This is a genomic window from Streptococcus sp. 27098_8_73, assembly GCF_041432495.1.
GTDB lineage: Bacteria > Bacillota > Bacilli > Lactobacillales > Streptococcaceae > Streptococcus.
Genome location: NZ_JAPVZT010000003.1, coordinates 69,204 through 89,462 on the forward strand (window position 1 = coordinate 69,204; position 20,259 = coordinate 89,462).

Sequence of the window (20,259 nt, forward strand, 5' to 3'; positions counted from 1 at the left end):
AAGTGAGGTTCACTCACAAATAATAATTATACTAGATTTTCCAACAAATAGCAAGAATAAATTTCGCTTTTCCTTGAATGATTTGCTAAAGCATTTTATCAACTAGACAAAGCACATAAGCTAGTGATTTATTGCACCTGCTCGGCTCCTTCTTTTAAGCGACCGTAGAGCAGATAGGGGACGGATGTTAATTCTTGAAGGTTGCGGCAGGACAGGGCACACATCAACAGCCGTAAGTCTTCTTTCCAGCCATTTACAATAGCAATGACCTCTTCGACTGAGTGTTTTTCGACCAAGTCTAACATCGTCCGAGAAAGACCGACTGCTTTAGCACCCAGAACCAAGGCTTTAACCATGTCTAGAGGATGGCGAATACCACCACTTGCCAGCAACTCCACCTTGTCCACCCAGTCTTGGGCTGCCAGTAAGGCCTGAGCTGTGGTCTGCCCCCAACCGTTGAGGTAGTCTCGCTGACCGCTCCGCTGATTTTCAATATAGGCAAAGCTCGTTCCACCACGACCAGAAATATCAAAGGTTGAAATCCCTAGTGCCTGAGCTTCCTCAATCGTTTTCCGATCCATGCCAAAGCCTACTTCCTTGAGGACAAGGGGGACTGGAAAATCTTTTCCATAGGCTTCCAGATGCTGCTTCCAAGTTCTGAAAGTCCGCTCTCCCTCCGGCATTAGCAATTCCTGCATGATATTGACATGTAGCTGGAGAAACAAAGGTTTCAAATCCGACACCGCCTGCAAGCCTGCTGCTACTGGTTTGTCAAGTCCGATATTGCTGGCCAAGAGTAGATTAGGCTTATCCTTTGCCACAGCATAAGAATCATCATCTGGATTTTTCAGAGCAGCACTGTAGGAACCTGTCACAAAGAGGATGCCACAGGCTTCGGCAACTTTAGCCAGTTTTTCATTGATTTCTCGCCCTTTTGGACTTCCACCTGTCATGGCATTGATATAAAAGGGAAAATCCCAGTCACGCCCGGCGAAGTGAGTGGATAAGTCAATCTCGTCCAAATCATAGGCTGGCAAAGAGCGATGGATTAATTCTATATCATCAAAGCTATTGTAGCCAAGGGGCTGTTCTAGGGCGTAGTTAATATGATCATCTTTACGGCTTTGGCTCATGAGCACCCATCCTTTCTTGGTAGAGTAATTCCAGACCAGCTTCTTGCCAGCGTTGGATCAATATTTGACTATCTTCGGCAGCAAAAGACAAAGCGAAACCACAGTCTCCACCGCCAGCTCCACTGCTTTTAGCGACACAATCCAAGCCTTGACTCGCCTCTCTTAAGGCCTGTAATTTCTCCGTATAAATCAGCGGACTGAGGCTATCTAATAACTGACTGGCAGTCAATAGGCTATCTTTTACAGCTATCTTATCAGCCGACAAAAGAGCTTCTTTCAGACTGTCCACCTGAAGCTGGGTTTGAGTCAGGAAGTCTTCGTTCAAACTCAACTTAACCTGCTTGACAAGGTCACTCGAAATAGCCGGTTCTCTCGTCCAACCCACCAAGAAATCACAGGTCAAACTAGGATGGATTGGTTTGATTTCATAGCCCCAGTCGTGCTTCAAAATCTCTAACAGATTTGTGTCGACCAATCGCTGGCGGATTGCCATCCGATCAAAAGAACGATAATAAACCAGTTGTTCATAAGCAATGCAGGCCAGATCTCCCATGGAGCCATTATCCCCCCGCTTGAGAAGCACTACTGCAGCTAGTCTAAAGAGGAGGTCAGAGCTTAGTTTCAGTTGATAAAAAGCGGCCATAGCCTTGATCGTCAAGACAACCACGCTGCCACTGGAACCCATCCCAAACTTGCGCCCGTCTTTCTCCATTTTTCCTCTGATAGTCAAAGCAAAAGGATGCGATGGTATTTGCAGCAAGCTGAGATAGTCGTTCATCAACTGAATGGTCTCTTGAATCAAGCCATAGTCCGCGTCTGGCGCTAGACTGGCTTTGTGGCTAAAGAGATCTGAATCCAGCTCATAACTATCCGCCGCCTCAATCTCTGCCCGCATATAGATCGGGATATTCTTAATCAAAGCCGCATGACCAGGAATCAGGACAGCGTATTCTCCGGCTAGATAGAGCTTTCCGCAGGTCTGGACTTGCATCTTAGTTTCCATCAGGCAATTCCTTCGTTTTGGAGACAATCAGACGGTACTGATTCTCAAAGAGGGGCACCAAGTCTTCCAAGTCCTTTTCAAGACAGAGAACCTTGATATTGGGACCAGCATCCATAGTGAAATAACAACGATGTCCCTGGCCTCGGAGCTGGCGAACAAAGTCCATCGCAGCATAGCTTTCCTCTGTCAGATAAGTAAATGGAGGCGTGGCCGTCTCGGTCGTTGCATGCATCCGCAGGGCATTTTCCTCGGTCAACTGCCCAACTTTCTCAAAATCATTATCCTTTAAGTAAGCCAGCATATCCTGATAGTCCTGTGCTGACTGGTCAATCCAAGCTTGAAAATTTTTGGACGTTTCGGCACAGAGCTGCATTCCAAGTCGACTAGAAATCGGCTTTTTCTCATCATGAAGCACCAACATAATCATGGCCAGCTTAAGGTCGGTTTGCACAGGGTAAATTGCTCCGCTATCCTTGTCCCATGCTGCCAAAGGACCAAAAAAGGAGCGGGCTGACGAACCTGAAGCAAACTTAGCCAACTGGGCCAGCTCCTCGGTATTGTAATGAGTTTTAAAATAAGCATCACAAGCCTTGACCAAGGCAGATAAGCCGCTGGAACTAGAGGATAAACCTGCAGCTGTCGGCATATTGTTACTGGTATCAATCCGAACCCAATCACTTGGCTCCGTCCGAAAGCGATCAATAATCCGACTGACCTTAGTATGCTCTTCTGGGCTTTGCAATTGCCCATCGATATAAAATTCATCGCCAGCAGCCTCAGCAGGAAGTGGACTTAACTGGGTTTGGGTATACATATTCTCTAAAGTCAAGGAAATACTACTAGTAGCAGGAATCATCCGCTCGGCATCCGCCTTGCCCCAATACTTGACAATGGCAATATTGGCGTAAGACTTGACACTTACAGACTTTCTATCCATATGTTGCTGGCTCCTTTCTCTCTCAAAAGACGGGCTAGGTCTTCCGCCTCTTTCTTTTCTTTTATTAGCACAATCACGCAGCCACCTAGACCACCGCCACTCATTTTGGCTCCAAGAGCCCCATTTTCAAGCGCCAGCTCGACCAAGTCATCAGATAGCTGGCAAGAAACTCCCAACTGAGCTAGTTTGCCGTGAGCCTTAGTCATAGCCTGACCCATGGTCAGCAAATCTTTGAGATGGATCGCCTTTTCAACAATTTTCGTCAGATTTCCCAACTCCTGTAAGAGGGGCAGAGCCTCCTGACCCAAGCTTTCCACCTTTTTGATGGCTTCCCGCGTGTGTCCGTGAATGCCCGTATCCGCAATCAGCAGATAAGCGCCCAAATCTAGCTCAATCTCTGAAAATCCGACATTACGAATAAACTTGATAGCTACATCACTAAGACAGGTCTTGGCATCCAGACCGCTTGGATTCATATGGGCAATCATTTCTGCTCGATTGGCCAGAATTTCCAGCGTTTCATGGTCCAAGGATTCTTCAAAGTAGTCAAAAACCGCACGAATGGCTGCAATGCTGACAGCTGCAGATGAACCCATGCCTCGTTTTTCTGGCACCATGGAATTCACCTGGCAACGAATCTGAGCACCTTGCTTCCCTAAGTGCTCCAGACAGGCAAAAACAGCCATGGACAAGGTATCTTCCTCATAGAGAGTCCAAGGCTTCTCAGAAGGAAATACCTGACAAGTCACTTCGATATTATTGAGAGGCAAAGCCAAGGCTGGATAGCCATAGACCACCGAATGCTCCCCCATCAGAATAATCTTGCTATGTGCCCTGCCGACACCCTTCTCTTTTGTCATACTTTCTCTCTATTTCTTCCTTCTATCTTCTATATTTTAATATACTTTTGGAAAAAAAGCGATCTTTTCCCATCTTAACTGACAAAGTCACGTTAAGCAGTCAAAAACTCCAAGCAAAAGCCGGAGTTCTATCCTATTTTATCATCAGCGACGGACCTTTGGCTTCGGTAGGGAGAAAGCTACCACTCTCTTCTGATTAGATCCATCAGTTCATTGCGGTCTAAAATCCACTGAGCACGTTCATCCTTTTCATAGGTGCGATTGGAAAGAAAGATTACGGCTTTCTGTTCCGCCCGATTGTACATGATAAAAGTCCCCGTATAGCCAGTATGATCCAGCCATTCCCCTTCCAAATTCCAAGCTAGACTGCGTGTCTTGCCCGGCTCTAGAGCAAAGTTTTGGCTCAATTTCTCTGCAAATTCATCCCGCAAATAATGCTCTAAAAAGATCTGCAAATCCTCAAGTCTTGAAAAAAGTCCAGCACTACCGGCATGATGACCTAGGACACGCGCTTTGGGATCATGAACCACCCCTGCTTCAACACCACGAACAGTTGGCACCGCAGAAGCTACTGGTCCAAAGCTAGTTTTCCGCATCGACCACGGCTTAAAAATCTTGTCTTCAAATAACTTATCCAAAGCTTCCCCGTACAGCTCCTCCAGCATAAAGCCCAGCAGGAGAAAATTAACATCTGTATAATGGAAGCTTTTGTCATCCAGCACTGTCAAGCTATTGAGGGCTGCCTTTAATTCTTGAGCATTGAGCCTATCCCGATTGGGAATAAAGGGATCGAGCCCAGAGGTATGGGTCAAAAGCTGGCGCAGGGTCACCCGATCATCATGAAAAGCTGGATAATATCGCCGCAAAGGTGCATCGATATCTAAGTCGCCACTCTGAAGCAGAAATGCCACCAAGGTCCCTACGCCAACCACCTTACTGACACTGGCCAGATCATAAAGCAGACCTGCTCGCGTTACTGATTGATTGGCTGGATCTGTCAAGCCTAGATAAAAACTCTGCCAGTGTCCATCACGATAAAGAGACAAACTAGCCCCAGGATAAAGCCCCGCAGCAAGCTGCTGATCGATCTTTTCTAAAATCCGCTGGGTCATAGTTGCTCAAACCATAGTTCAATATTACTTTGATCTTGGCTGACTAAGAATTTTTTAGATTTAGGTACAAAAAATTCCTGTGTCGCAAAAATCGATGACAATTTTTCCACATCAAAGTCCGTCACCAAACATTTGAGCATAGCCAGATCCCAAGTTTTCGTATTATCAGCTTGCAAATCTTCTCCTTGGTCTTCCTGCACATCTAGGAAATCCAAGACATTGCTCACTGGCTGATAGAAAGCCTTGACAGCTTGTGAATCTGGGACACGAAGCTCAATCTTTTCCACATCAAATTGACTCAAGCCGATAAAGTCGTCCTGCCCTTCAAATGCAGGAGTTTCTTGGACTGGTTGTAAGCTACTCAGATCCTCTTCCGCGTGGAGCAAGAGGCGATCGCCTTCTGGGGAAGTCGCTTCAAATGCATAACCTTTTTCCCCACGATATAAACTGTCAACTTCAAGCCCTTGAGCCAACAAAGCCTCAATTTCTGACGCTTTTGTCACCTTGATCACTAAGCGAGCCAATTTCTTTGCCCCTTTAACTCGACGAGAGCGCATGCTTGGAGATTCTTCTAAAATCAATCTTTCTGTTTTAGTTTGATCACCCAAAGACAACTGGGCCCCTTCTTCTAATAGGGATTTCATCCCTAGCGTTTTGCTATAGAAATCTTGATTTAGGTTCCGATTATTTACTTTTATTACTGGAACGATTCTTGCAACATGATTCACACTCATAACTTCCTCCAAACTATTTTATTGTAATAAATTTTCATTTTTTTGACAAGAAATTATGCGCAAACCAACAATTTTCAGAACATTTCCACTATCCTAATCTAACAGACCAAAAATATAAAGCAAATCGCATTTTTCTATTAGTCAGAAGCCAACAAAAAAAGACCGAGATTTCTCTCAGTCTTTCGATAGATATTATCCGTAAATCGCTTTAAACAAAGCTACTGCTGCAATACCAGCCGCAATTGGTGCCACAACCGGTACCCAAGAATACCACCATTTTGAATCGCCCTTGTGTTCACCAAGGATTGATTTTGGCAAGATAAAGTGCAAGATACGAGGTCCGAGGTCACGGGCTGGGTTAAGACCTGGTCCAGTAGGACCTCCAAGTGAAGTTACCAAAGCCATGACAAGGAAACCAAGTGCCAAGTGAGCGACAGCAGATGAACCATTTGTTGCTTGTGCAAATGTATTGTGAATAAGACTTTGAACATCTGATTCTGCTACTTTTTGACCTGCTTGAGCTGCTTGAAGAGCTTGTTGTTGTACATTCTTCTCGATAAGAACCTTCAATTCCGCACCGAAGTGAAGTTTAGTCATGCCCATCGCTGCAAAGAAAAGAACAAAGGAACCAACAAACTCATTGATAAAACCATTGATTGTTGCTGCTTTACGAGATTCAGGTGTTCCGTGATCTAGACTTGAAATGGTTGAGAAAGTACCCAAGATATTGTTTGGATTTTCTGTTTTCAAGTAGTAAGGGCGGTGTGTCGCTACGACCAAAGCCTGTCCGAAGATAGCACCCAAAACTTGAGCAAGAATGTAAGGTGCTACATGCGCCCATGGGAAGTAACCACTAATCGCAAGTGCTAAAGTGAAGGCAGGGTTGATGTGGTTACCTGAGGTATTTCCAAACATCAAAGCTGGAATCATAACCCCCATACCGTAACCAACAGCAATGACCAACCAGCCACTTTGATGACCTTTAGTTCCTTTTAATTCAACATTGGCAACAGCACCATTCCCCAAAATAATAAGGATAGCTGTCCCTAAAAATTCCGTGGCATATTTAATAGCCCAACTGAAATCCATCTAATTTCTCCTTTAAAATTTTTTAGACAATCTATATTTTATCAAGTATAATGGATAATGTAAAGGTCATTTTAATAAAAACCAGAAAAAGAGGGAAAAATATGCGCTTCAATCAGTATAGTTATAGCAAGACAAATCCAGACACTATGCGCCAAGAATTAGCCGAGTTGGGCTTCATCTATGAGCCGCACCTTTCTGACAAAGACAATCTCCAAAACTTTCTACGACGCTGTTTCTTTCTCTATCAGGATACTGACTACTTGCTTCGAGCTTGGGCCGCTGATAGCGAAACTGACTTGTTGACCTTCTTCGAGTCAGACCGCGAACTGACAGCTGAGGTCTTCTATATGACTGCCTTTCAGCTCTTAGACTTTGTACCTTTTGTTGATTTCACCGATCTTGAGAAATTCCGAACAGAAAGTAACTTCCCTATCGTTTACGGCGATCTGCTAGAAAACCTCTACCAGCTGCTCAACACTCGGACAAAAAATGGTAACCTCTTAGTTGATAAGCTAGTCAGCGAGGGTTTGATTCCTGAGGACAATACCTACCACTACTTCAATGGCAAGAGCTTGGCAACTTTTACCAGCTACGATGCCATCCGCGAGGTGGTTTATGTGGAAAGCCGAGTTGATACTGATGGAGATGGCCTGCCAGATCTGGTCAAAGTCAGCATTATCCGTCCTCGTTACCAAGGGCAAATCCCCGCGGTCATGACCGCTTCTCCTTATCATCAGGGAACCAACGACCCTGCCAGCGATAAGGCTCTCCATAATATGAATGTGGACTTAGTAAAAAAAGAGCCACATCAAATCACAGTACAAGATCCTGAGCTCAAATTGCTCCAGCTGGATTCGCCAGTCCCTGCCCAAGAAGTCTCTGAAGCCGAGGAAAAATTGGGTCATATCGGCACTTACACGCTCAATGACTACTTGCTGCCCCGCGGCTTTGCTAATCTCTACATGTCTGGCGTAGGAACTAAAGATTCTCAGGGCCTAATGACCAGCGGCGACTATCAGCAGATCGAGGCCTACAAGAATGTCATCGACTGGCTCAACGGCCGCTGCAGAGCCTTCACCGACCACACCCGCCAGCGGGAAATCAAGGCCACTTGGTCCAACGGAAAAGTAGCTACGACAGGCATTTCCTATCTGGGCACCATGTCCAATGGATTGGCGACAACTGGTGTAGATGGATTGGAAGTCATCATCGCCGAAGCTGGGATTTCTTCTTGGTACAACTACTACCGCGAAAATGGCCTCGTCACAAGTCCAGGCGGCTACCCAGGAGAAGACTTTGAATCCCTGACTGAACTGACCTATTCCCGCAATCTGAGGGCTGGTGACTACCTGCGTCATAATGATGCTTATCAGCAAAGCCTGGAGCAACAGCGCAAAGACCTAGACAGGCAAACCGGAGATTACAATCAATTTTGGCATGACCGCAACTACCTACTCCATGCAGATAAGGTCAAGGCCGAAGTCGTCTTCACCCATGGATCTCAAGACTGGAATGTCAAGTCCTTCCATGTCTATAATATGTTCCGAGCTCTGCCAGCTCACATCAAAAAGCACCTCTTCTTCCACAATGGTGCCCATGTTTACATGAACAACTGGCAGTCCATCGACTTCCGCGAAGCCATGAATGCCCTTCTCAGCAAGAAACTGCTGGGCCATGCTTCAGACTTTGAACTACCACCAGTCATCTGGCAGGACAACAGCCAAGCTCAAAATTGGCTAACTCTGGAAGACTTTGGTGGACAAGAGCACTACGCTCATTTCCATCTAGGTAAAGGCACTCAAGAGATTCAAAACCAGTATTCAGAAGAAGACTACAATCGTTTTGCCAAAAACTACCAAAGCTTTAAAAACGAACTTTTTGACGGTAAGGTCAACCAGATTACTCTGGATTGGACTTTGGAAGACGACCTCTTCCTCAACGGAGCCACCCAGCTCAAACTGCGCCTTAAATCCAGCACCGATAAGGGGCTGATTTCTGCCCAGCTACTGGACTTTGGACCAGCCAAACGCCTCACTCCAATTCCGACACCGCTTGAGCCTCGAGTCATGGACAATGGCCGCTACTATATGCTGGACAATCTAGTTGAGTTGCCTTTTGCCGAAACGCCACACCGTGTCATCACCAAAGGCTTCCTCAACCTGCAAAATCGGACAGATTTGCTGACGGTCGAAGAAGTCATTCCTGGCCAATGGATGGAATGTAGCTTTGAACTGCAACCAACTATCTACAAGATGAAAAAAGGCGACCAACTACGCCTCGTCCTCTACACCACTGACTTTGAGCACACCGTCCGTGATAAGACAGACTATGAGCTGACGGTAGATCTAGGGCAGTCTAGTCTAGACTTGCCGATCATGGCATCACTGTCATAAAACCTAAAAGACGCTGAAATTCAGCGCCTTTTTCTTTTATTGTAGATTAAAATATTTTTCTGCATATTTTTTATAATCTGGCTTTTCCTTGCGGTTCATAGCAAAGAGCATACTGCCTGTGAGATAATCCTCGTCTGAATCAGGAATCAGGAATTAGCATAATAGCAACATTTTTATCTTTCTCAGGAAAGACGATAGAAAATAATTTGCCATTATCTTTCCGAGTCAAGCCATAATAACTCACCCCATTTTTAAAACCAACAGCATTTTGAGTATACTTATACTCTTCTTCGTTGATAATGATGGTTTTCTCTTTTATTTCAATGGTCGTTTGTTCTCCTCTAACATCCTGAACATTCCATTTCCCCTGAATTTTAGGGCTACCACTACAGCCGATTAGGATGAAGAGGGATGAGAGCACCACCAACAGCAAAGCTTTTATCTTCTTATTTTTCAAGTTATCTTCTCCTTGGGATATAGATTCATGACCATTCTACTATAAAGGCTAAATCTTTGTCAAACCTTCTAGAAATGTTCTTCTTGCCACTTTTCTAAAAAATGATATAATTGAAGAGTGAAGATTACTAAGGGGCTCAGCCCTTGCGAGAGAAAGGAAAGAAAATCTTATGATGAATATGCAAAACATGATGAAGCAAGCCCAAAAACTTAAAAAAGAAATGGACATTGCTCAAGCAGAATTAGCCGCAACTGAATTTGTTGGAAAATCTAGCCAAGATTTAGTTGTAGCAACTCTTACTGGTGATAAAAAGGTTGTCAAAATTGACTTTCAGCCTGCTATCGTAGACCCAGAAGATATGGAAACTCTATCTGATCTGACTAGCCAAGCTATCAATGCTGCTATCGATCAAATCAACGAAGTAGCTAAGCAAAAACTCAGCGCTTTCCAAAGTGGACTTTCTTTCTAATTCTGTTAAGCCCTTTTAAACATCAACTCCCAAAAGATGATATATTCATTCTTTTGGGAGTTTTTTTTGCGCAAAAAATGGAGAAAACACCTAACCATTTTCTCCAATATAAATCTCCTTAATGTCTAAAATGTCTCACGCCTGTGAAGACCATGGTCAAGCCATATTTGTCCGCTGCTTCGATGGATTCTTGGTCACGGACTGAGCCTCCAGGTTGGATGATGGCCTTAATTCCTGCTTTGGCGATTTCTTCCACGTTATCCGCAAATGGGAAGAAGGCATCAGAAGCAAGGACGGCGCCGTCAAGACGGTCTTTAGCTTGTTCAATCGCAATACGAACAGAGGCCACACGGTTGGTTTGTCCTGGGCCAACACCAAGTGTCATGTGGTCATTGGTCACGATGATCCCGTTTGATTTGACGTACTTGATAGCCTTCCAAGCAAATTCAAGAGCAGTTGCTTCTGTCTCGGTTGGCTGGCGTTTGGTCACCACTTGCCAGTCAGCTGGGCTCTCTTTGACCACGTCTTGGTTTTGCACGAGGAGTCCACCGACCACGCCTGTGTACTCAGCTTCCACTTCACTGGCCTCTTGAGCGTCGAATGGCAAGGCAAGGATACGCAAGTTTTTCTTTTTGTTGGTCAAAATGGCTAGTGCTTCATCTGTATAGCTCGGTGCGATGATGATTTCAAGGAAAACGCCGTGCATCTTCTCAGCTGTTTCAGCATCCACCTCACGGTTGAGAACGACAATCCCACCAAAAATTGATACTGGATCAGACTCATAAGCGTAATCCCAAGCAGTCTCGATGTCGTCAGCTTGACCAATTCCACATGGATTCATATGTTTCAATGCTACAACGGTTGGACGATCTTTGAAATCACGGATAATGCGGATAGCTGCATCCGCATCGCGGATATTATTAAAGGACAATTCTTTACCGTTGAGTTGTTTCGCTGATGCAATCGAATAGTCAGTCGGCAAAGCTTTTTGATAGAAATCCGCATCCTGTTGAGGATTTTCCCCATAGCGCATAGCTTGCTTGAGATCATAAGTCAAGGTTAGTTTTTCAGGCTTTGCTTCACCCACTTGCGCTGTGAAGTATTCTGCGATCAAGGCATCATAAGCCGCTGTGTGACGGAAAACCTTAGCTGCTAAACGTTGGCGAGTTTCATAACTTGTTTCGCCGTTGACTGCCAATTCGTCAAGCACAACAGCGTAGTCAGCAGGGTCTACCACAACCGTGACGCTAGCGTGGTTTTTCGCTGCTGAACGAAGCATAGATGGACCACCAATATCAATGTTCTCCACCGCATCCGCGTAAGTCACATCTGGTTTAAGGATGGTTTCTTTAAAAGGGTAAAGGTTTACCACAACAAGGTCAATCAATTCGATCTTATTGTCCTTAGCAGCCTCTAGGTGACTATCGAGGTCACGACGAGCGAGGAGACCACCGTGGATATTTGGGTGGAGAGTCTTAACACGACCGTCCATCATTTCTGGGAAACCAGTCACATCATCGATCGCAATGGTCTCCACCCCAGCATTATCAAGGGCAACCTTTGTCCCACCTGTCGAGATAATATCCCAACCGAGTTTTTTGAGTTCTTGGGCAAATTCAACAATGCCCGCTTTGTCTGAGACGCTGATTAAGGCGCGTTTAGTCATGTTTTTTCCTTTCATTGTATCAAGAGGTGCTTTCACATCATTTAAACTAAAGACTGGCGATCATAGTCTGTAAGCTGATCTCCAAGTTCTTGCAACAATTTCCTAACCTCCAGCTTACTTGTCTCACTTTCATAAATACTTCGCAGTTCGGCGTCTGTCGCACCAATTAAGGTTATAAATTCCACTTTTCCATGCGGAGTATCTAGAGTCTTGGCTAAATCATCAGCAGCAGTCAAGAACCCTGTCAAATTAGATTTCTGTTGGGCATCAATTCCTACCGTTTGCTTGGTATAGATGTATTCTTCTGGCAAAACCACTTTACCCGTTTTAAAAATATATCTTGCCACATACTGTAGCAAACCACAGCCATTTTTAATTTCTTCTTCGTCATTATTTGATTTCTTTAACTTAAACGTTAATTCAATCCCATAACCACTGTATTCAGAATCTTCACTTTCTTTGATATATAATTCTGACAAACCATAACTCACAAAATGCCAAAAATCTCCTGCATCGTAAATACTGATGCCATCAAGTGGATCTGGACCGCCTAGCATATACTTGATAACTGTTCCATAATGAAGAGGACTGGGCTGATCAGGGTATAAACGATTAAATTCTGCCTCAATCGCTTCCCATCCTGGAGCGCTATCATCTGTATTTTCAACTTTAATAACAATCTTGTCTTCATCTTTAGTTGACTTCTCTTCATCAGAAGATTTCTTCTTAAAAAAATCAAACAACCCCATAAATTTCTCCTTAGCAGATGACTTTTAATCCTTGCCACAAAATCAGCTATGATTTCCTTCTTATTTTCGTGCAACTCCCAAGCTATCCAGAACCTCTGGATACAGCTTGTACTCTGCTTCATGAATGCGGGCTTCAAAGTTTTCGATGGTATCATCAGCCAAACGTGTCACGCGCACCTGTTTGATAACCTTGCCTGTATCCACACCAGAGTCCACCCAGTGAATGGTCACGCCACTCTCAGCGACACCAGCATTCCAAGCATCCTCAATCCCATGAGCACCTGGAAATTCTGGCAGGTAGGCTGGATGAATGTTGATGATTCGATCTTCATAAGCCTCCAATAAGGTTGGCCCAACGATTTTCATGTAGCCGGCGAGGCAAACCAAGTCAATCTGGTGTTCTTCCAAAAGCTCGACGAGGGCTGCTTCGTAGTCTGCCTTGTTCTCAAACTCCTTGAGTTCAAAAGCATAGGACAGGACGCCGAGCTTTTCTGCACGCTCTAGCACATAGGCGTCACGATGGTCTGAAAAGGCAAACTCCACTGGAAATTCTTCCGCAATCACCTGAAAATTTGAGCCGTTACCAGAGGCAAAAACCGCTATTTTTTTCATTTGATGATGACACTTTCGTTTTCTTTCTTGACGATGCGACCAATTTCATAGACTGGTTCATCCATCAATTCCTTGATACGGCCTACATTTTCAGGTTTGACTGCCAGCATGAGTCCCACACCCATATTGAAGATTTCAAACATTTCTTCATGCTTGATCTGACCGTATTTTTCAAGGGCTTTAAAAATCGGAAGCACTGGAACTTTGCTTTCTTCAATCTCAGCAGCCAAGTCAGCTGCAAACATACGAGGAACATTCTCAATAAAGCCACCACCTGTAATGTGAGCAATACCGTTGACCAACCCTTCCTTGATGAGTGGTAAGACAGCCTTGACATAGATACGAGTCGGCTCAAGAAGGACTTCCTTGAGTTTCTTGCCTTCCAATTCTGGCAAGACCTCTTCACCTGTGTAGTCTGCAAAGACACGACGCACGAGTGAGTAACCATTGGAGTGAATGCCACTCGAAGCAAGTCCGAGAAGAACATCTCCTTCTGCCACCTTTGAGCCGTCAATGATTTGAGATTTTTCAGCCACACCGACTGCAAAACCAGCCAGATCGTAGTCATCTGCGCCATACATACCAGGCATTTCAGCCGTTTCCCCACCGATGAGAGCAGCGCCTGCCTGCACACAACCTTCTGCCACACCAGCAACCACTTGTTCTAACTTAGCTGGTTCATTCTTACCAGTCGCAACGTAGTCAAGGAAGTAAAGAGGCTCCGCACCTGCAGCGATGATGTCATTAACACACATGGCCACACAGTCCTGACCGATGGTATCGTGCTTGTCGTACTTGATAGCCAGCATGAGCTTGGTTCCGACACCATCAGTCCCTGAGATCAAGACGGGCTCTTTGACACCTGTTTTTGAAAGGTCAAACATGCCACCAAAGCCACCTAGAGCTCCCATGACACCTGCACGTTCCGTACGTGCCACATGCTTTTTGATTCGTTCAACAACTTCATAACCCGCTTCAACATCCACACCCGATTGGGCATAAGCATTCTTATTTGTCATTTGTTTATTCCTTTTCTTTAATGAAGAATCGTCATCCGCCTATTTGTAAAAACTGGTCTTCTCATCCAAACTTCTACGATAGTCTTCTTCATAGTCGTAGAGAGGAGTTGGGTAGTCGCCGTCAAAGTAAGCGACACAGAGACCGCCATTTGGCGCATCTGTTTCGATGCCTATAGAGTTAATCAAGCCATCAATCGAAAGATAGGTCAGGCTATCTGCACCAATGATTTGGCGTGTTTCTTCGACCGTATGATTGGCAGCAATCAGCTCCTGACGCGTCTGAATATCAATCCCGTAGAAACATGGATAAGCTAGCGCAGGACTTCCAATAGCAACGTGAACCTCGGACGCACCTGCTTCTTTCAAAAGCTGAACGATACGGCGAGAAGTTGTCCCGCGAACAATGGAATCATCAATCATGACCACACGTTTACCTTTGACAACGCCTGAAACAGCAGACAGTTTCATCCGCACCCCTTGCTCTCTCAATTCTTGAGTCGGTTGGATAAAGGTGCGTTGCGTGTATTGATTTTTAATCAGCCCCATTTCATTTGGCAGACCAGATTCTTCCGCAAACCCCATAGCTGCGCTGAGTGAGGAATTAGGCACACCAACCACGATATCTGCTTCATGCTTGAATTCACGCGCTAATTGAGCCCCCATACGTTTGCGAGCTGTATGGACGTTGACACCATGGATATTAGAGTCAGGACGGGCAAAGTAGATATACTCCATAGAGCAAATCGCCAACTGGGTATCATTCGTATAGCTATCGTACTGAATCCCATTGTCATCCACGATTACAATCTCTCCTGGTTTCACATCACGAATCCACTCGGCACCAATGACTTCAAAAGCACAGGTTTCAGAGGAAACAACCACCGCTCCGTTGGCCATTTTCCCAATAGAAAGCGGACGGAAGCCATTAGGATCAAGGGCTGCAATCAACTTGTCCTCAAACAGCAAGATATAAGCAAAGCCACCTTTGACAAGACTGAGCGCCTCCTTTATTTTGCCCATCAAGTTCGGATTGTGACTCCGACGAATGAGATGAGCCAAGATTTCTGAATCGGAAGTTGAACTGAAAATAGCACCTCTTTGTTCCAATTCTTTCTTGAGTGATTCGGCATTGGTCAGATTGCCATTATGGGCAAGTCCAAATTGCATATCATGAAAGCGAAAAATGAAAGGCTGGATGTTATCTACAGAAGCCTCTCCTGCGGTCGCATAGCGCACATGACCGATGGCAGCAGTTCCTGTCAGTTTGTCCAATTTGGTAGGATTTTTGAAAACTTCTGATAGAAGCCCCATATCACGATGGCGTTTCAATTGCCCCTGATCATTGGAGAGGATCCCTGCCCCCTCCTGACCACGGTGCTGAAGACTGTGGAGCCCAAAATAGGTCATTTTAGCAGCATCTGGATGTCCCCAAATACCGAAAACACCACATTCTTCATTAAGAGATTTTACTTCGTATGTCATTTTTTATACCTTTTATTTCCCTGTGAAATAACGCACAGCTGACGCGAACAGGTGCTGGTCTTTATTTCCTGGAATATTTTGGAAGAGACCGTCTTCATAACGTTCTGAGTGTCCCATTTTACCGATAATTTGACCGTTCTTGCTAGTAATTCCTTCGATGGCATTAACAGAACCATTCGGATTGTACTTAGAGTCCATGCTTGGTTTGCCGTCAAAGTCAACGTATTGGCTAAAGATTTGTCCATTATCACGGAGCTCCGCAAATTCCTCAGCCGTCACAACAAACTTCCCTTCACCGTGCGAAACAGGAATAGCATGGATATCACCCACTTGCACTCCAGCCAACCATGGCGAGTTGGTATTGGCAATTCGCGTTTCCACCATCTTGGCCACGTGTTGGTTGGCATCATTGTAGAAAAGGGTTGGACTAGCACTATTGGCATCCTCGAAGTTCCCGTATGGAAGAAGACCTGATTTGACCAAGGCCTGGAATCCATTACAGATACCAATAATTAAGCCACCACGAGCGATAAAGCTATCAATGGCTGCACGCACTTTTTCATTAAGAAGGATATTGACAATAAACTTGGCTGATCCATCCGGCTCATCCGCAGCTGAGAAGCCACCTGCAAAGAAGAGGATGTTAGCCTTGCCAATATTGTCAACCATGGTTTCAACTGAATTGACAATGGCCTCTTCATTCAAGGTCACAAATGGCACCAAGTTAACCTCTGCACCTTCTTTTTCAAAGGCCTTGGCTGAGTCATATTCTGAGTTGGTTCCTGGGAAGACTGGGATGTAAACCACAGGTTTTTCAATGGTTTCCTTGGCTTTGATGACTGCCTTAGAAGCGACAGCTGGCACTTCTGCCAATTCTTTGGCTTGTGCAAATTCAGTTGGATAGACTTCTTCCAGTTTTCCTTGGAAAGCACTGTCAAGCTTGTGTCCATCTAGCTTCACGCCGTTGACAAGGAGAGCAAAGTCTGCGCTTGTTTGTCCAATCTTCTCCACTCCAGCGATTTCTTGAGGAGATGTGAAGACAAATCCGCCTAATTGAGCTGTCAAGGCTGTTTCAAGTTCAAGCAAGGTCACCTCTGCACCGATATGATTTCCAAAGGTAGCAAGAGCCAAGCTTTCAAGGACACCACCATATTTAACAGCTGAAGCCGCCGTCACTTTGTGTGCCTTTTGAATAGCTTCAAACTGAGCAAAGTTTTGCTTAATCAAGTCAAAATCAATCTCTGCAGAGAGGGCTGGACCTGGGATGTAATAGATATTTTCACCCGCAGCTTTGAACTCAGGAGAGAGCACCTTACGGCTATCTGCTGTTGTCACCCCAAAGGCGACCAAGGTTGGTGGTACGGTCAATTCTTCAAAGGTACCAGACATAGAGTCCTTCCCACCGATCGATGGCAAGCCAAGTTGGATTTGTGCTTCGATAGAGCCTAGGAGAGCTGCTACTGGCTGACCAAAACGCTCTGCCTGTTTGTCCATACGCTCGAAATACTCTTGGTAAGAGAAACGAGCCTTGGACCAGTTGGCACCAGCAGCTACCAAACGAGCAGTCGCTTCGATAACCGCATAAGCAGCACCATGGTATGGAGACCATTCTGCCACATATGGATTGAATCCTTGAGCCATGACTGACGCAGTGTGAGTTACACCGTGCTGAACTGGCAATTTCTGAACAGAAGCTTCAGTTGGTGTGAGTTGGTAGCGACCGCCAAGCGGGTGATTGACCGTAGAACGACCAACTGAACTATCAAAAATGGTCTGCAAACCTTTTTGACTTGCATGGTTCAAGTCAGATAGAACCGCAAGAGTATCTGCTTCGAGGGTTTCAGCACTTGTCTTGCGCTCTTCTGGAAGTTTGACATCCTTGTCCACTACCTCAGCATCGACAACCACACGCACACCGTTGGTATCAAGGAAACGACGCTCCAAGTCCACGATTGTCTCACCATTCCAGTGCATGACTAGATTTGGTTTTTCAGTCACTGTCGCAACCACAACAGCATCAATATTCTCTTTGTTACATTCCGCAATGAAGGCATCTACATCCTCAGGACGAACCACCACAGCCATCCGTTCTTGAGATTCAGAGATAGCAATTTCTGTACCGTTCAATCCTTGGTATTTAAGAGGAACCTTGTTGAGGTCGATTTCAAGACCATCTGCCAATTCACCAATGGCCACACAGACACCACCTGCTCCAAAGTCATTAGACTTCTTGATAAGACGAGTGACATCGCCATTACGGAAAAGACGTTGAATCTTGCGTTCTTCGATGGCATTCCCTTTTTGAACCTCAGCTCCAGCAGTCTCTACAGACTCAACTGTTTGAACCTTAGAAGACCCTGTCGCACCACCAACACCATCACGGCCAGTCTTACCACCAAGGAGGATAATCACATCGCCCGCTTCCGGTTTTTCACGGACAACGTTGCCCTTGGGAGCCGCACCGACAACGGCACCAAGCTCCATGCGTTTGGCTACAAAGCCTGGGTGGAAATACTCACGAACGTAAGTCGTCGCCAGACCAATTTGATTCCCATATGAAGAATAACCATGAGCCGCTGTCTTAGAAATGACTTGTTGTGGCAATTTACCAGCACGCGTTTCCGAAATCGGTGCTGTAATGTCACCAGCACCTGAGATACGCATGGCTTGGTAAACGTATGATCGGCCTGACAACGGGTCACGAATGGCGCCACCAATACAAGTAGCCGCGCCACCAAATGGCTCAATTTCCGTTGGGTGGTTGTGGGTTTCGTTTTTGAACATAAGAAGCCACGGCTCTTTCACACCATCAACATCCACTTCAATTTCAACTGAGCAAGCATTGATTTCGTCAGACACTTCCATATCGTCCAAACGCCCATTAGCACGCTCATAACGACCAAAAATAGTCGCCATATCCATCAAGGTTTGAGGTTTTTCAGACCGGCCTAGTTCATCACGCATGGCAATATACTTTTCATAAGTCGCCTGCAATTGCTTTTGGAATTTAGAAGCTGAGAAATCAATGTGTTTCAACTCTGTCTCAAAAGTCGTGTGACGGCAGTGGTCAGACCAATAAGTGTCCAAAACCTTGAGTTCCGTCTCAGTTGGCACACGCCCGATTGACTTGAAGTAATCTTGGATAAAGAGCAAATCATCCACTTCCATGGCCATGCCTTGTTCGGCCTTGTAGCGAGCAAAGTCTTCTGCCGTATAGCTTTCAAAGAAAGTCAATTTCGGAATGGTCTTGTCTGACTCTGAAAATTCCTGCTTGGCAATCCCTGTCGTGATGTCCTTGAAACGAGAATCAACTGGATTGAGCAAGTAGTTCTTGACCGCTTCCAACTCAATTGCATCAATATCTTTATTGACCAGGTAAAGTTGAGCCGTGTTGACTGTCACATCACTCGAACTTCCCAGCAAAAGCAAGGCTTCTTGAGAGGAAGCTGCACGTTGGTCAAACTGCCCTGGCAGGCTTTCAATAGCAAAGAAAGCATAGTTAGCAAGATCCGCTTGCACAGCTGCTTCGTCCAAGACATGGTCTGTCACCTGCTCAGAGAAGATGTGCTTCTCTGCAGGCGCAAACAAGTCCTCTGCCAAATCAAAGACATCATAAACCTGCACGATACGAATACTTTTCAAGGTTGATAATCCCAAATTATGCTGGAGCTCTCTTACCAAACTCTCTGATTTGACCTGAAAATCAGCTTTTTTTTCAACAAAAATACGTTTATCCATCAATTCTTATTCCTTTATTTCAGCTCTTGCAATATTCCCAAACAGCCTTTAGGTTGTTATTTCAATTCCTGCAACTTTTCCCAAACAACTTCGTAAACATCTGTTAATTCACCTAAGCCACGACGGAAAACATCCTTGTCCATGTGGTTGCCATCCGCATCCCACAAGCGGCAGTTGTCTGGTGAAAATTCGTCTGCCAAGATAATCTTGCCATCCTTGTCAAAACCGAACTCTAGCTTAAAGTCAATCAATTTGAGGCCAATCTCAGCAAACCAGGCTTTCAAGAGCTCATTGATACGACGCGTTTCTTCCTTCAAGTAAGCAATCTGCTGGTCATCCGCAATTTTAAGGAATTTCACATGCTCATCATTGATAAAGGGATCATCCAAATCATCATTTTTATAGTAAAATTCAACGATCGGCTCTTCCAGCTCGATTCCTTCTTCCACACCGAAACGTTTTGAAAAGGAACCAGCTGTATAGTTGCGGAGCACAACTTCCAAAGGAATGATATCAACTTTTTTATTGAGCTGATCTGTATCTGAGATTTTCTCGATAAAATGCGTTGCTACACCGGCAGCGTTCAACTTTTCAAAGATAAAGGCTGAAATCTGATTATTTAACACTCCCTTGCCCGCAATCTGCTCCTTCTTGACACCGTTAAAAGCAGTCGCCTGATCCTTGTAGCGGGACAAAATCACCTGCTCATCTTCTGTCGCAAAAATATCCTTTGCTTTTCCCGAATATAACAACTTGTTTGACATTTTATTATTCGCCTTTCGTGCTTTTATGCTTTAAGTTTATCA

At 45.1% G+C, this 20,259-nt stretch carries 16 protein-coding genes and 1 pseudogene; 2 read left to right on the forward strand and 15 right to left on the reverse strand.

Annotation, left to right across the window (positions count from 1 at the left end):
* Positions 1-128: 128 nt before the first annotated feature.
* The 7 genes from fni to gla form a co-directional block, all read right to left on the reverse strand.
* The gene (fni, locus tag O3651_RS02970) at positions 129-1,133 is read right to left on the reverse strand and encodes a type 2 isopentenyl-diphosphate Delta-isomerase (RefSeq protein ID WP_371609524.1); all 1,005 of its coding nucleotides are present in this window, start codon (positions 1,131-1,133) and stop codon (positions 129-131) included.
* A complete protein-coding gene (locus O3651_RS02975; RefSeq protein WP_371609525.1) occupies positions 1,117-2,136 on the reverse strand; it encodes a phosphomevalonate kinase in 1,020 nt (339 codons plus the stop codon). Before O3651_RS02975 ends, fni begins: the two co-directional genes overlap by 17 nt.
* A complete protein-coding gene (mvaD, locus tag O3651_RS02980; RefSeq protein ID WP_371609526.1) occupies positions 2,126-3,073 on the reverse strand; it encodes a diphosphomevalonate decarboxylase in 948 nt (315 codons plus the stop codon). The genes O3651_RS02975 and mvaD overlap by 11 nt, the downstream gene beginning before the upstream one ends.
* On the reverse strand, positions 3,055-3,933 hold the full coding sequence (mvk, locus tag O3651_RS02985; RefSeq protein WP_371609527.1) for a mevalonate kinase: 879 nt from the start codon (positions 3,931-3,933) through the stop codon (positions 3,055-3,057). Before mvk ends, mvaD begins: the two co-directional genes overlap by 19 nt.
* A 179-nt stretch (positions 3,934-4,112) precedes the next feature.
* Positions 4,113-5,045, reverse strand: coding sequence for a serine hydrolase domain-containing protein (locus O3651_RS02990; RefSeq protein WP_371609528.1), 933 nt, complete (start codon positions 5,043-5,045; stop codon positions 4,113-4,115).
* Complete coding sequence (locus O3651_RS02995; RefSeq protein WP_371609529.1) at positions 5,042-5,779, reverse strand: CppA N-terminal domain-containing protein; 738 nt, start codon at positions 5,777-5,779, stop codon at positions 5,042-5,044. The genes O3651_RS02990 and O3651_RS02995 overlap by 4 nt, the downstream gene beginning before the upstream one ends.
* Before the next feature lie 192 nt (positions 5,780-5,971).
* On the reverse strand, positions 5,972-6,868 hold the full coding sequence (gene gla, locus O3651_RS03000) for an aquaglyceroporin Gla (protein WP_048764115.1): 897 nt from the start codon (positions 6,866-6,868) through the stop codon (positions 5,972-5,974).
* Positions 6,869-6,969: 101 nt separating this feature from the next.
* Between gla and O3651_RS03005 the strand changes: the two genes are divergently transcribed.
* A complete protein-coding gene (locus tag O3651_RS03005; protein ID WP_371609530.1) occupies positions 6,970-9,261 on the forward strand; it encodes a Xaa-Pro dipeptidyl-peptidase in 2,292 nt (763 codons plus the stop codon).
* A 36-nt stretch (positions 9,262-9,297) separates the two neighbouring features.
* Here the strand turns inward: O3651_RS03005 and O3651_RS03010 are convergent.
* A pseudogene (locus O3651_RS03010) lies at positions 9,298-9,718 on the reverse strand (glycosyltransferase).
* A 169-nt stretch (positions 9,719-9,887) separates the two neighbouring features.
* Between O3651_RS03010 and O3651_RS03015 the strand changes: the two are divergent.
* Positions 9,888-10,187, forward strand: coding sequence for a YbaB/EbfC family nucleoid-associated protein (locus O3651_RS03015; RefSeq protein ID WP_015605798.1), 300 nt, complete (start codon positions 9,888-9,890; stop codon positions 10,185-10,187).
* Between the two features lie 118 nt (positions 10,188-10,305).
* Here the strand turns inward: O3651_RS03015 and purH are convergent, their stop codons facing one another.
* From purH to purC, 7 genes are read right to left on the reverse strand one after another with little or no spacing between them, the layout of a single operon-like run.
* A complete protein-coding gene (gene purH, locus O3651_RS03020) occupies positions 10,306-11,853 on the reverse strand; it encodes a bifunctional phosphoribosylaminoimidazolecarboxamide formyltransferase/IMP cyclohydrolase (RefSeq protein ID WP_371609531.1) in 1,548 nt (515 codons plus the stop codon).
* A 41-nt stretch (positions 11,854-11,894) separates the two neighbouring features.
* Positions 11,895-12,602: a suppressor of fused domain protein gene (locus O3651_RS03025; RefSeq protein WP_371609532.1), complete on the reverse strand. Its 708-nt coding sequence runs from the start codon at positions 12,600-12,602 to the stop codon at positions 11,895-11,897.
* A gap of 60 nt (positions 12,603-12,662) precedes the next feature.
* Entirely contained in the window at positions 12,663-13,214 is a 552-nt protein-coding gene (gene purN / locus O3651_RS03030; RefSeq protein ID WP_371609533.1) for a phosphoribosylglycinamide formyltransferase, read from the reverse strand.
* Positions 13,211-14,233, reverse strand: a complete 1,023-nt coding sequence (gene purM / locus O3651_RS03035; protein WP_371609534.1) for a phosphoribosylformylglycinamidine cyclo-ligase — start codon at positions 14,231-14,233, stop codon at positions 13,211-13,213. The genes purN and purM overlap by 4 nt, the downstream gene beginning before the upstream one ends.
* 39 nt (positions 14,234-14,272) lie before the next feature.
* Positions 14,273-15,715: an amidophosphoribosyltransferase gene (gene purF, locus O3651_RS03040; protein WP_371609535.1), complete on the reverse strand. Its 1,443-nt coding sequence runs from the start codon at positions 15,713-15,715 to the stop codon at positions 14,273-14,275.
* 12 nt (positions 15,716-15,727) lie between these two features.
* The gene (locus O3651_RS03045; protein WP_371609536.1) at positions 15,728-19,453 is read right to left on the reverse strand and encodes a phosphoribosylformylglycinamidine synthase; all 3,726 of its coding nucleotides are present in this window, start codon (positions 19,451-19,453) and stop codon (positions 15,728-15,730) included.
* Between the two features lie 56 nt (positions 19,454-19,509).
* Positions 19,510-20,217: a phosphoribosylaminoimidazolesuccinocarboxamide synthase gene (gene purC, locus O3651_RS03050; RefSeq protein ID WP_005591667.1), complete on the reverse strand. Its 708-nt coding sequence runs from the start codon at positions 20,215-20,217 to the stop codon at positions 19,510-19,512.
* Between the last annotated feature and the right edge of the window lie 42 nt (positions 20,218-20,259).

Excerpts from the sequence above, each read along its gene's own strand:
- fni (WP_371609524.1), bottom strand. The coding sequence starts at position 1,133 with ATGAGCCAAAGCCGTAAAGATGATCATATTAACTACGCCCTAGAACAG.
- O3651_RS02975 (WP_371609525.1), bottom strand. The coding sequence starts at position 2,136 with ATGGAAACTAAGATGCAAGTCCAGACCTGCGGAAAGCTCTATCTAGCC.
- mvaD (WP_371609526.1), bottom strand. The coding sequence starts at position 3,073 with ATGGATAGAAAGTCTGTAAGTGTCAAGTCTTACGCCAATATTGCCATT.
- mvk (WP_371609527.1), bottom strand. The coding sequence starts at position 3,933 with ATGACAAAAGAGAAGGGTGTCGGCAGGGCACATAGCAAGATTATTCTG.
- O3651_RS02990 (WP_371609528.1), bottom strand. The coding sequence starts at position 5,045 with ATGACCCAGCGGATTTTAGAAAAGATCGATCAGCAGCTTGCTGCGGGG.
- O3651_RS02995 (WP_371609529.1), bottom strand. The coding sequence starts at position 5,779 with ATGAGTGTGAATCATGTTGCAAGAATCGTTCCAGTAATAAAAGTAAAT.
- gla (WP_048764115.1), bottom strand. The coding sequence starts at position 6,868 with ATGGATTTCAGTTGGGCTATTAAATATGCCACGGAATTTTTAGGGACA.
- O3651_RS03005 (WP_371609530.1), top strand. The coding sequence starts at position 6,970 with ATGCGCTTCAATCAGTATAGTTATAGCAAGACAAATCCAGACACTATG.
- O3651_RS03015 (WP_015605798.1), top strand. The coding sequence starts at position 9,888 with ATGATGAATATGCAAAACATGATGAAGCAAGCCCAAAAACTTAAAAAA.
- purH (WP_371609531.1), bottom strand. The coding sequence starts at position 11,853 with ATGACTAAACGCGCCTTAATCAGCGTCTCAGACAAAGCGGGCATTGTT.
- O3651_RS03025 (WP_371609532.1), bottom strand. The coding sequence starts at position 12,602 with ATGGGGTTGTTTGATTTTTTTAAGAAGAAATCTTCTGATGAAGAGAAG.
- purN (WP_371609533.1), bottom strand. The coding sequence starts at position 13,214 with ATGAAAAAAATAGCGGTTTTTGCCTCTGGTAACGGCTCAAATTTTCAG.
- purM (WP_371609534.1), bottom strand. The coding sequence starts at position 14,233 with ATGACAAATAAGAATGCTTATGCCCAATCGGGTGTGGATGTTGAAGCG.
- purF (WP_371609535.1), bottom strand. The coding sequence starts at position 15,715 with ATGACATACGAAGTAAAATCTCTTAATGAAGAATGTGGTGTTTTCGGT.
- O3651_RS03045 (WP_371609536.1), bottom strand. The coding sequence starts at position 19,453 with ATGGATAAACGTATTTTTGTTGAAAAAAAAGCTGATTTTCAGGTCAAA.
- purC (WP_005591667.1), bottom strand. The coding sequence starts at position 20,217 with ATGTCAAACAAGTTGTTATATTCGGGAAAAGCAAAGGATATTTTTGCG.